Consider the following 11,151-nt stretch of genomic DNA (forward strand, 5'->3'; position numbering starts at 1 on the left):
GGCCGTCGACCGGGAGATCACGGACCTGTGTGCGTAGTGCGGCGTCTGCAAGAACGACGGCGTGACGTTCCGTTTCGATTGCACCGGCGCCTTTGAGGTGCAGCAACTCTGTGCAGGCTCCGGGCTTCTCGCAAGGCCTTCCCTGTGTCGGAGGGTTCAGTCGTTCAGCCGGCCGTTTTTTCGGCGGGCAGGATGGAACGGCGGGGCTTGTGCGTCCAGGCGAGTCCGGCGGACCAGACCAGGAGCAGGATCAGTGAACCGGCGAGGAGGGTGTTCAGCATGGCGCTGGGTGCCAGGAAGGCTGCCGCGCCCGATATCAGCAGGGGTACGAGCAGGATTGCGGCCAAGCGGATCCATGGGGCTGTGGGTTTGGTGGCGTGGCGTGCGGCCGTCGCGGCGGCGACGAAGGCTGCCAGCAGAATGAGTTTGATGCTGTCCGTGTAGTCGATTGCGTGGAACAGGGCGAGGCTGTGCTCGGCGGTGGCGCCGGCGGCGCTCTGAGTGGCGGTGGCGGCGATTGCTGCCTGCCCAATAGACAGTGCAGCGGCTGCGAGACCGGAGATCGTGACGGTTGCTCGGAGTGGGTGCGGGGCGGTTGATGCCCGGGCGGTTCCGACGGCCATGGCTGCCAGTGCCAGCCCGGCGGCCCCGTGAACCAGAAGTGCCTGGATCAGAACGCTGCCGCCGTGTCCGAGATAGTGGGCATGGACCTGGTCGGCGGCGGCGTTGATTCCGGGACCGGTTGGTGCGACGGCCAGGCCGGACAGCCAGGCAAGCACATAGACAAGGGCTGCGGCCGAGGTCCAGTATTGGAGGCGGTCTGATGTGTTCACGGCAGTGCTCCTTGCGGTTCCGGGGTGGGGTGCTCGCGGGAGGAGGGGCTTTGAGCGGCCAGGGCTGCGTCGAAGCCGTCCACAAACCGTCGGTAGCTGCGGCCGACGTCCTGCGGCATTCCGAACCCGCCGCTTTTCTCCAGTTCAGCCCAGCCGTGCAGGGCAGCCCGCAAGGAACGGACGGCGTCAACGGCATCATCCCCGTCAAGGTGGTAGCCCCTGAGCACGGCCAATACGACATCTACCACCGCCGCTGCGGCGGCATTGTGGGTTTCGTCGTCCCGCTGCGGGGCGCGCACCGTTGCCGCATGCCGTCCGGGATGGTCCAGCGCGTACTGACGGTAGGCATCGGCAGTAGCGTGCAGCGCCTCCCTGCGTGCGCGGCCGGCTGCCGCAGCGGAGAGCCGGGCAGCAAGTTCTCCCAGCGACAGGATCGCAATTTCCCGGCGCAGAGCCTCCAGATTTTCGACGTGGTTGTACAGACTGGGAATGCGTACCCCAAGCCGCTTGGCAACCATGGCCAGGGTCAGTTGTGTAAACCCGGCCTCATCGGCCGCGGCCGCGGCCGCAGCCACTACCTGGGGCTTGTTCAGCCCGGCCCTAGGCACCGGGCTGTCCGTTCCTGAGGAAAGATATGACAGCGGGGGAGACAATCTCAGAATATTCGGCCTGTGGATAGTGTCCGGCGCCCGGGACCAGGACAACGGAGCCGGTAAGCCGGCCGGCAATCAATTCTGCTTCCACTGCGGGGGCGGGAAAGTCAAGGTCGTTTTCGCCCATGACGACCAGTGCCGGGCTCCGGACCTCGCCCAGGCGCGCTTCGGCAGGGGCATGGGTGGTGCGCGTCGTCTTCACAAATGCCTCCCAGTGCGCAGGGCGGCGCAGACTGGAGTCGATGGCCGCCAGATGCTCGGAGAAACCGGAAGGCTTCCGGCCGGGGTAAAACCTGGGGAAGTGAGTACGCCACATCCACCGGCCCCAGGGCCGCCCCAGCGCTAAGCGGAACAGCAGCTGCTGCAGCGGGCTGACCGGCACATCACGCACAAACGGGCCGATCAGCACCAGGCGCTGGATGAGGTCCGGTCTTTCCGCCGCGGCCCAGACCGCGGATCCGGCCCCCATTGAATTGCCGATGACGCTTGCCGGTGCGCCGAGGTGCTCGATGAGCGCGAGAATGTCCTGCCCGGTTGCGACGTCATCGTACCGGCTGAAAGATGCGTCGCTGCCGCCGTGCCCTCGTAAGTCCATCACCGCGGCTGTGAAGCCGGCCGCGCCCAGATCGGCTGCCAGAAAGCGGTAAACCGCCCTCAGATCGCCCATGTCCGGTACGCATATCACCAGCGGGCCTTCGCCTCGGACCTCGAACGCTATGCGCCCTTCCTCCAAATTTAGGAACCGGGGATCCGTTCCCTGTTGTGAAGACCGGAGCTCTGCCATGATTTTCCTTCTATCCGCAGGGCAGCCAGCCCAAAAACTAATGAGATTAGTATTCAAACTAATGTTGTTAGTTTGGGGTGTCAAGAGCGCCGGGCGCCGTCATCGCCGTTACCCTCGCTGTATTCCTGGGGTTCGGTGCGGTCCTGTTGCGCTTCCGCCCTTCCAGGGAACTGCTGCCTGCCCGGACATGAAAATTCCAGATGGCAGGATCACCTGTGGCCGTCCAGTCGACGTTCCCGCCGTCCTCGGGGTGAAAGGCCGCAGCGTCTCAGGTTATCGCTTCCGACTTTGCATACATTCGCATCAAAGTTGTATAGTTTAATATCAAAATCTTTGATTCAGTACAGTCATCAAGCGCGGGGCTCCGACCCTGTGAAGAAGGAGGCCGGCGGGGTGGACAGAGTGGAGTCGTACCTGAATCAGTGGAGACGTGAGCGTCCGGATCTGGACCATGAACCCATGGCGGTTGTGGCCCGGGTGACCCGCACCGGCGGCTTCCTTGCCAACAGCATTCGTGAGAACCTGCGAGGTACGGGGATCGAGCCGTGGGAGTTTGACGTGCTGGCCACCCTCCGCCGGGTCGGCCCGCCGCACACCCTGAGCCCGAAAGACCTCGTTGCGACCACGATGGTGGGCAATGCCGCGATGACCCACCGCGTGGACAAACTGGTTGAACGCGGCCTCGTGTCCAGGAAAGTCGACCCGGACAACCGGCGGCGCCTGCAGATTTCCCTGACGCCGGCGGGGATGGAGCTCATCGACGGCATCATTTCGGCCCATATCGACAACGCCGACCGGTTCCTTGAGGCCCTGTCTGTCTCTGAGCGGGAGACCTTGTCCGGCCTGCTCGAAAAAGTTCTTGTGTCGCACGGCGATTCGCACCACTGAAGCGGCCGGCACTCGCCGCGTGGCCATTCACCCGGGGCGGTGACGCCGGGCACCCAGATGAGCGCCGACGTCGTGCTCTGGCTTCATGTCCTAAGGGACCGCGGGAGGGTGATGGCACACACGATCAAGCCGCGCGCTGCGCAGTAGCTGCCTTGGCAGGCCACAGGGATCGGTCCGCCGGCTTTCTCCAGAGCAAACTTCCCGCGTCCCTCAATCGACACCTGGAATTTGTCAAGGGATAAACCTTGTCCCGTGCCCTGCGACAGCCAGGCTTTCAGGCATGCCTCTTTCGCGCTGAAGAGGACCGTGTCCCAATTGACAAATGGATCGGTTTTGGCCAGGTCCTGCGTTCGTTCGATTTCGTCCTTGGTGGCAATCAGTCCCAGCACGTCAAGGGGCAAAGCGACGGAAACTTCTGCGTCGATGCCGATTCCTGCTGTTTGCTCCGCAGGTGCCACGGCCGCCCCCCGATAGCCCTCACAGTGGGTGATGCTGCCGCGCAGTCCCGCGGGCCAATCGGGAGATCCGCCCGAAAGCCGCTTCAGCGGAGCAGGCGCCAGGCCAAGTTTGCGGATGGCCACGCGGGCGAGGTGGCGGCCGGTGGAGAATTCCCTCACCCGCATTTCGCCCGCTGTCGAGACTGCGTCCCACTCCGGACCAAGCGGTCGTGCGCCCTCGATATCGCCGAATGACTCCGCGACCGCAACGAATGCTGGGACCAGGGTTTCTAGCAGCAAGGGCGACCGCCTGATCTGGCACCTGCGTGCCGGTGAAGGGCTCAGGCTTGTGGTGGAGCGGGAGCTTTACGAGAGATTATCGCCGTGTGACAGGAGAACCTTCTTGAGCAGACGGGACAGGGTCTGCCGTTCGGACTCGGACAATGCGTCAAGGAAGCGGTCCGCATTGTCGATATGGGCCGAAATGATGCCGTCGATGAGCTCCATCCCCGCCGGCGTCAGGGAAATCTGCAGGCGCCGCCGGTTGTCCGGGTCGACTTTCCTGGACACGAGGCCGCGTTCAACCAGTTTGTCCACGCGGTGGGTCATCGCGGCATTGCCCACCATCGTGGTCGCAACGAGGTCTTTCGGGCTCAGGGTGTGCGGCGGGCCGACCCGGCGGAGGGTGGCCAGCACGTCAAACTCCCACGGCTCGATCCCCGTACCTCGCAGGTTCTCACGAATGCTGTTGGCAAGGAAGCCGCCGGTGCGGGTCACGCGGGCCACAACTGCCATGGGTTCATGGTCCAGATCCGGTCGTTCGCGCTTCCACTGATCCATATAGGCCTCCACCCTGTCCAAATCGTTGAGCTCCTTTATTGCCTTCATTGAGTCAAGTTGACAGGGCTGAGCCCCGCTTTCTACGATCATACAGAACTAAACAGTTCGATGTTGAATTATTTGAAGTTGGACACTATGTCCAAGCGATGGTAATTCGTCCCAGACGGCCTGCTTTGAGCAGAAGGGTCTTCCCAGCACAGCAGTTCCTTTCCGGAACTGCAAGCTCAGAGCCGGCGCGCAGGAACCATTGCCGTCGATCCCCGGGAATTGTGTGCCGAAGGGCACGCGCCACTGCCCCTGTTGGACCTATCGACCCCCCCCGATCCCACCTTTGTGCATCCCGACCGCGGTACTCATCAACGCCGCCGCCCCGGGTGGCGGCCCGCTCAGGCGGGCAGGTATGACCCAAATTCCTATGGAGACAAACCCTATGAACAACCTGAAAACAACGCTGGCCGCTGCCCGCGGCTTCAGCGGACTGGGCATCGGCGGGCACAATGACTGATCGGCCGGTTTTGACTCCGCTGGTAACCGCCATTGCACCGGCCGTGTGGGGCAGCACCTACATCGTGACCACGGAGTTCCTGCCGGAGGGCAGGCCGCTGCTGGCGTCACTGCTGCGGGCACTGCCTGCGGGGCTGCTGTTGATCCTGTTTACCCGCTCTCTGCTGCACGGCCATTGGTGGTGGAAGACGCTGATTCTGGGGATCCTCAACATCGGCGGTTTCTTTTACTTCCTGTTCGTCGCCGCGTACCTTCTGCCCGGCGGTGTGGCTGCCCTGCTGAGTTCGGTCCAGCCGATCGTTGTTCTGGTGCTGGGTTACCTCGTCCTGAAGCAGCGTCCACAGGCGGTACACCTCATGGCCTGTGCCGCGGTGATCGGCGGGATGGCGCTGCTGGTGCTCAACTCGGAAGCCGCCCTGAACACGGCCGGGGTGCTCGCCGGCCTGGCAGGGGCTGTGTCCATGGGAGCGGGCATAGTTCTGACCAAGATGTGGGGCCGGCCCGAAGGCGTCGGCAACCTCGCCTTTACCGGCTGGCAGCTGGCCTTCGGCGGGCTGTTCCTGCTCCCTCTCACGCTCATGATTGAGGGCCTGCCCTCATCCCTGAGCGGCGCCAACATCGCCGGCTACGTTTACCTTGGCCTGATCGGTGCACTGGTGGCCTACGCCCTCTGGTTCCGCGGCATCGAGCGGCTGCCCGCGATCGCGGTGTCCTTCCTCTCGTTTGGCAGCCCCCTGGTGGCCACCTTCCTGGGGCTCATCTTCCGCGGTGAGACCCTGACCCTCGCCCAGATCGTCGGAGCCCTCGCCATCGTCGGTGCAATTGTCGCGGTGCAGCTCTACAGCCGCCGCCAGCAGCCGAAGCCCCGGAAACGCGTTCTCGTCAGCGCCTAAGTCCCCCATTATCTGTTTCAGGAGCAATAGTGTCCGTTCAGTCAGCCAGTTCCCCCTCAGCTGAAAACAACTCCAGCAGCACCCTGCCCGGGATGCTTCTGGAAGAAGCCAGCCGGCAGCCCGACGCCTGTGCGATCGTGGCCGGAGAAGACGAGGTGTCCTTCGGCCAGCTCATTGCCGAAGCCCGTTCCCTGGGCTCGCTCATCGGCTCCGCCGGTCTTGCACCCGACGAGACGGTCGGAATCTTCGCCGAACCCGGCGCGGAGCTGCCGCTGCTGGTCTGGGGAGCCCTCTTCTCCGGCGCCGCCTACCTGCCCCTGGCCACCGACTATCCGGACGACCGCCTGCGGTACATGCTGGAGAACAGCGGTACCCGGCTGGTTTTGACCCAGCAGCATCTGATCGGGCGCATCCGCGAAATTGCTCCGGACGGCACCCAGGTGCTCACCCTGAATGACAGCCGGACTGCACAGGAAGCCGCGGCGCCTGTTTCGGCCACGGGCCGGAATCTGGCGTACTGCATCTATACCTCGGGAAGCACCGGACGGCCCAAGGGGGTCATGATCGAGCACCGGAGCATCGTGGCCCAGCTGGAGTGGCTGCGCGACCAGGGTCATCTGCAGCCGGGAGTACGGATTCTGCAGAAGACGCCCATGAGTTTCGATGCGGCCCAGTGGGAGATCCTGGCCCCGGCCGCCGGCGCCACCGCCGTGATGGGCGCCCCGGAGCTCTACCGGAACCCCTACGGGCTGGTGGAAATGATCGGTCGCCACTCGGTCACCCACCTGCAGTGTGTTCCCACTCTTCTTCAGGCTCTGCTCGAAACCGAGGGCTTTGACGCCTGCACCTCGCTTCAGAGCGTCTACTGCGGCGGTGAGGCCCTGTCGAAGCCGCTGGCCAAGCAGTTCCTCGAGACGCTTTCCTGGTGTTCGCTGACCAACCTGTACGGGCCGACCGAGACCACCATCAATGCGCTGGCACACACGGTGACCGGCGCGGACCTGGACGGGGCGGACGTGTCCGTGCCGATTGGGCAGCCCGTTCCCGGGATCCGCTGCGTTCTGCTCGACGAGGACCTGAAACCCGTGGCGGACGGTGAGCCGGGCGACCTGTACATGGGCGGAATCCAGCTGTCCCGCGGCTACCTCAACAATCCGGACCAGACGGCCGAACGGTTCATCCAAGACCCCGCCGGCACCGGAACCCTTTATAAGAGCGGCGACGTTGTGCGTCGGAACGCCAACGGGCTGTATTACTTCCAGGGCCGCTCGGACAACCAGGTGAAACTGCGCGGCTACCGGGTGGAACTGGAGGAGATCGCCTCGGCCATCGAGCACCACCAGTGGGTGCGCCGGGCCGCGGCCGTGGTCACCACCAACGCCCGCACCGGCAATCCGGAGCTGGTGGCGTGCGTGGAGATGAACCCGACCGAGGCCGCGCTGATGGACCAGGGCAGCCACGGCGCCCACCACCAGTCCAAGCAGAACAAGCTTCAGGTCAAGGCGCAGCTGTCCAACCCCGGCATCCGCACCGATCTCGCCGACGGTATCGAACTGCCCGGCCGGGACGGAGAGGAACTGCGGGCCGCGGCTTTCGCCCGCAAGACCTACCGGTTCTACGACGGCGGACCGCTGGCCGAGGGTGAGCTGCAGGCCTTCCTGGCCCAGGCGGGGCACATCCACGCCCCGGCCAGCCGGGCTTCACAGGGTACGCTGGCGGATCTGGGATATGCGCTGCGCTGGATCGGACAGTTCACCAGCCCCGAGCGGCTGCTGCCCAAGTATTCCTATGCCTCGCCCGGAGCCCTCTACGCCGTGCAGACCTATCTCGAGCTGCAGGGACAGGACGGCATCGCCGACGGCATCTACTACTACCATCCGGAACTGCACAGGCTGCAGCTGGCCACCCCAGCCTCGGGCCGCCCGGGCTCTCCCGGGATCCGGATCCACCTGATCGGCAAGACCGGCGCGATCGAGCCGGTCTATAAGAACAACATCCTCGAGGTCATGGAGTTCGAGGCAGGCCACCTGCTGGGCGCGCTGCAGGACGGGCTGGCCCCCTTCGGCCGCACGGTCGCCCCGCACGGCTTCGACGAAAGCGCCAAAGCGCAGTGCGGTGCCCTCGAGGAGGATCACTACCTGGGCACCTTTGAGGTGGTTGAGGGAACCGCCAACCACCTGAATGTTGACGTCTACGTGAATATCCCGGGCAACAAGGTGCCCGGGGTCGCACCCGGGACCTACCGGTGGAACGGTGCCGGCCTAGAGCCCGTGGCCGCGGAGTTCATCCAGCGCAAGCACGTCATCGCCATCAACCAGCGCGTCTTCGACCGCTCCAGCTTTGGCATCAGTGCCGTGGCCGGCCAGGTTCCCGAGTGGCTCCGGTATGCCACGCTGGGCTGCTACCTGCACCGGCTCCAGCGCAATGGCACACTCTCCGGCCTGGGATTCATGTCCTCGGGTTACAGCTCGAAGACGGGCAATACCCTGCCAGCGGCATGGCGGATCATGGACATCCTCAAACACCACGGGATCTCCGTGGAAGCGTCCTACTTCTTCATCGGCGGCAAGGTATCCGCCGAGCAGATCGCCAGCGAGGGCATGAACGAGGACCTCGTGCACATGCAGGGACCGGCGGAGATGGTCCGCGAAGAGCTGGAGCAGACGCTGCCCGACTACATGGTCCCGCACCGCACCGTCGTCTTCAACGAGCTGCCGCTGACCCCCAACGGCAAGGTGGACCTGAAGGCCCTGGCGGCCGCCCCGCAGGTGGCCTCGCCCCAGTCCGAGACACCGTTCGTTCCGCCGTCGACACCGACCGAGAAGCGCCTCGCCGTTGAATGGGCCGAGCTGCTCAAGTACGAGGACGTGTCGGTGCAGGATGATTTCTTCGCCGTCGGCGGAAACTCCCTGATGTCGATTACGCTGATCTCCCGCATCGGGCGGATCTTCGGTGTCCAGCTTCCCCTGCGGGCGCTGATCGATGCCCCGATCCTGGCGGATCTGGCGCAAATGGTGGATCAGGGGAGCACGGCCTCCGCAACCTCACGGTTCATTCCGCTGAACCAGCAGAGCGAGCAGCGGCCCGTCTACTGCTGGCCGGGACTGGGCGGTTATCCGATGAACCTGATGAAGCTGGCCGGAAAGGCCGTGCCCCAGCGCCCGTTCTTCGGGATCCAGGCCCGGGGTATCAACGCCGGGGAAACCCCGTTTGCCACGATCCAGGAAATGGCCTCAGCAGACATCGCCGAGATGCTCAAGCTGCAGCCCGAGGGCCCGTACACCCTCTGGGGCTACTCCTTCGGCGCCCGGGTTGCCTTCGAAGCGGCCTGGCAGCTGGAGCAGGCAGGCAAGACCGTCGACAGGATCATGCTCATCTGCCCCGGCAATCCCAGCCTGCGGGAGGGATCCGGTGAACGGAGCGCCAGGTCGGCCGATTTCACCGACCCCGGGTTCGTCACAGTCCTCGCCTCGGTCTTCCTGGGCACCAGTGTCGGCCCGCAGATCGATGAATGCGTTGACACCACCCGGGACCGGGTTTCGTTCGTCGAATTCATCCAGCACGCCCGCCGGGAACTGGCCCTCGATACGATCAACCGGATCACCGATATCGTGGTGCGCACCTTCGAGTTCGAATACACCTTCTCCGAACTGCTGGACCGGCGGATCACAGCCCCGATCACCATCTTCAAGGCCGCCGGAGACGACTACTCGTTCATTGAATCGGCGGGCACTTTCGCCGAGCGTGAGCCGCGCATCGTGGACCTCTCCGAGGATCACTACGCCGTCCTGCGGGAGCAGGGCGTCGATGAACTCGCCAGTGCCCTCTACCACGCAACCTACGACCGCTCCTTGGACCAGGCATCGGATACCGGTGCTTCCGGGAGCCCCATGAAAGCTGGTGAAAACCTTGCCTCATCTCAACATTAAATATTTCCCCTGCCCCCTCTCGGGCGAGGAGCGAACGGCTCTTGCCAATGAGCTCACTGAAACCATAGCGACCCGCCTGCGCGTTTCCCCTGATGTGGTTTCCATCTCGCTGGAGGAAATCGAGCCCGAGCAATGGCATGCCACGGTGGTCGGGCCCGAACTGGAGGATCACCCGGAGCACGTGATCAAGCACCCCAACTACCCCAAGCAATAACCCTCTTCCTCTCCTCAACCCCCAGACCCTTGGTTCCGCCGCCCGCCGGCGGCCTGGGTATGAAAAGGAGTTATTTTATGACGGCAGTTACTACCCGTCCGGAACTGCGCCGCACCACCGAAGCGGCCCGTGTACAGGCGCCTCTGGCCGCCCCGGCCCGTAAAGCGCTGGCTGTCCTGCGCATCCTGCTCGGATCGGTGTTCCTGTGGGCGTTCGTGGACAAGACCCTTGGACTTGGTTTTGCCACCGCGCCGGAGCAGGCCTGGATTGTCGGCGGTTCACCGACCGCGGGCTACCTGGGCAGCCTGGAGGGCGCGCTGGCGCCGGTCTTCGGGGCCATGGCAGGAATGCCCGGGATCGATGTGCTGTACATGCTCGGCATGCTGCTTGTCGGCGCCGCCCTCATGCTGGGCATCGCCCTGCGCGCTGCCGCGGTCGGCGGAACCATGATCATGGGCCTGATGTGGCTGTCGGCCCTGCCGCTGGTCAACCACCCGGTGGTTGACTCGCACATCATCTACGCTGCGGCCCTGTGGGTCCTGGCCACCACGGGCGCAGGCCACACGTGGGGGCTGGGCCGGACCTGGGAGGCCCTGACGCCCCGCCAGCTGCGCTTCCTGGGCTAATCACAGCACCAACCATCCACACCCTGACCACGGACACCCTGCGGATCCGCACCCCGGAGCCGCAGGGTGTTCGCGTCTGCCTCCAGCCCTTCGCCTGGGACCCGGCCGGTACGGGTGAAGCGGTCTACGTCCTCGGGGTGGGGGAGATCGGCGGCCTCCAGTTGAGGGTGGCCTTGACAGCAGCCGGTCCCGCTTTTTATGTTTGTTCAGCATCGAATATTTCGATATCAAACTATCTGACTTCAACCCCCTAACCAGCCAGAAACGAACGCCCCAGCTATGCGCTCCCTGACCACATAGCCGATTATCTTCGCGTTCTCCCGGTGAGGCCTCCATTCACAGGAGGAAATCCCTCCGGACCAATGGCACCCCCAACCCAGCACCCCCCGCCCCTTAATCCCGCCGCCTGCCGGCGACTTGGGCATGAAGACTTGGGTGTGAAAAGGAGTTATTCCATGACCGCAGTCATCACCCGTCCGGAACTGCGCACCGCCGGCGCTCCCGCCCCGGCCCAGGCATCCCTGTCCGCCCCGGCCCGCAGGTCGCTGGC

Annotated in this window: 10 protein-coding genes; 5 read left to right on the forward strand and 5 right to left on the reverse strand. The window is 64.6% G+C overall.

The window, feature by feature from the left end:
• Positions 1 to 164: 164 nt before the first annotated feature.
• Genes AC5RWU_RS05285 through AC5RWU_RS05295 form a run of 3 tightly spaced genes read right to left on the reverse strand, consistent with a single transcriptional unit; the run spans position 165 to position 2,270 of the window.
• Positions 165 to 833: a hypothetical protein gene (locus AC5RWU_RS05285; protein ID WP_494036923.1), complete on the reverse strand. Its 669-nt coding sequence runs from the start codon at positions 831 to 833 to the stop codon at positions 165 to 167.
• Positions 830 to 1,441, reverse strand: coding sequence for a TetR-like C-terminal domain-containing protein (locus AC5RWU_RS05290; protein WP_494036924.1), 612 nt, complete (start codon positions 1,439 to 1,441; stop codon positions 830 to 832). The genes AC5RWU_RS05285 and AC5RWU_RS05290 overlap by 4 nt, the downstream gene beginning before the upstream one ends.
• Entirely contained in the window at positions 1,434 to 2,270 is an 837-nt protein-coding gene (locus tag AC5RWU_RS05295; protein WP_494036925.1) for an alpha/beta fold hydrolase, read from the reverse strand. The genes AC5RWU_RS05290 and AC5RWU_RS05295 overlap by 8 nt, the downstream gene beginning before the upstream one ends.
• 393 nt (positions 2,271 to 2,663) lie before the next feature.
• Between AC5RWU_RS05295 and AC5RWU_RS05300 the strand changes: the two genes are divergently transcribed.
• A complete protein-coding gene (locus AC5RWU_RS05300) occupies positions 2,664 to 3,158 on the forward strand; it encodes a MarR family winged helix-turn-helix transcriptional regulator (protein ID WP_494036926.1) in 495 nt (164 codons plus the stop codon).
• A gap of 83 nt (positions 3,159 to 3,241) precedes the next feature.
• Here AC5RWU_RS05300 and AC5RWU_RS05305 read toward each other — a convergent pair whose 3' ends face one another.
• Positions 3,242 to 3,895, reverse strand: coding sequence for a 4'-phosphopantetheinyl transferase family protein (locus AC5RWU_RS05305; RefSeq protein ID WP_494036927.1), 654 nt, complete (start codon positions 3,893 to 3,895; stop codon positions 3,242 to 3,244).
• A 66-nt stretch (positions 3,896 to 3,961) separates the two neighbouring features.
• Positions 3,962 to 4,435, reverse strand: coding sequence for a MarR family winged helix-turn-helix transcriptional regulator (locus AC5RWU_RS05310; protein ID WP_494036928.1), 474 nt, complete (start codon positions 4,433 to 4,435; stop codon positions 3,962 to 3,964).
• Between the two features lie 497 nt (positions 4,436 to 4,932).
• Here AC5RWU_RS05310 and AC5RWU_RS05315 point away from each other — a divergent pair, with 497 nt between their 5' ends.
• The 4 genes from AC5RWU_RS05315 to AC5RWU_RS05330 all read left to right on the forward strand — a co-directional run bounded on the left by AC5RWU_RS05315 (position 4,933) and on the right by AC5RWU_RS05330 (position 10,601).
• Complete coding sequence (locus tag AC5RWU_RS05315) at positions 4,933 to 5,832, forward strand: EamA family transporter (protein ID WP_494036929.1); 900 nt, start codon at positions 4,933 to 4,935, stop codon at positions 5,830 to 5,832.
• A 29-nt stretch (positions 5,833 to 5,861) separates the two neighbouring features.
• Positions 5,862 to 9,761 carry a non-ribosomal peptide synthetase family protein gene (locus tag AC5RWU_RS05320; protein WP_494036930.1) on the forward strand — a complete coding sequence of 1,300 codons (3,900 nt, stop codon included), beginning with the start codon at positions 5,862 to 5,864 and terminating at the stop codon, positions 9,759 to 9,761.
• Positions 9,733 to 9,975: a tautomerase family protein gene (locus tag AC5RWU_RS05325; protein WP_494036931.1), complete on the forward strand. Its 243-nt coding sequence runs from the start codon at positions 9,733 to 9,735 to the stop codon at positions 9,973 to 9,975. Before AC5RWU_RS05320 ends, AC5RWU_RS05325 begins: the two co-directional genes overlap by 29 nt.
• A gap of 77 nt (positions 9,976 to 10,052) precedes the next feature.
• Positions 10,053 to 10,601 (forward strand): hypothetical protein, encoded by a 549-nt coding sequence (locus tag AC5RWU_RS05330; protein ID WP_494036932.1) that lies wholly within the window; start codon positions 10,053 to 10,055, stop codon positions 10,599 to 10,601.
• Positions 10,602 to 11,151: the final 550 nt, after the last annotated feature.

The sequence above is a fragment of the Arthrobacter sp. B0427-1-12 genome, from assembly GCF_059092905.1.

Bases quoted from the DNA above. Each gene is read 5' to 3' on its own strand.
- AC5RWU_RS05310 (WP_494036928.1), bottom strand. From the start codon at position 4,435: ATGGATCAGTGGAAGCGCGAACGACCGGATCTGGACCATGAACCCATG.
- AC5RWU_RS05330 (WP_494036932.1), top strand. From the start codon at position 10,053: ATGACGGCAGTTACTACCCGTCCGGAACTGCGCCGCACCACCGAAGCG.
- AC5RWU_RS05315 (WP_494036929.1), top strand. From the start codon at position 4,933: ATGACTGATCGGCCGGTTTTGACTCCGCTGGTAACCGCCATTGCACCG.
- AC5RWU_RS05295 (WP_494036925.1), bottom strand. From the start codon at position 2,270: ATGGCAGAGCTCCGGTCTTCACAACAGGGAACGGATCCCCGGTTCCTA.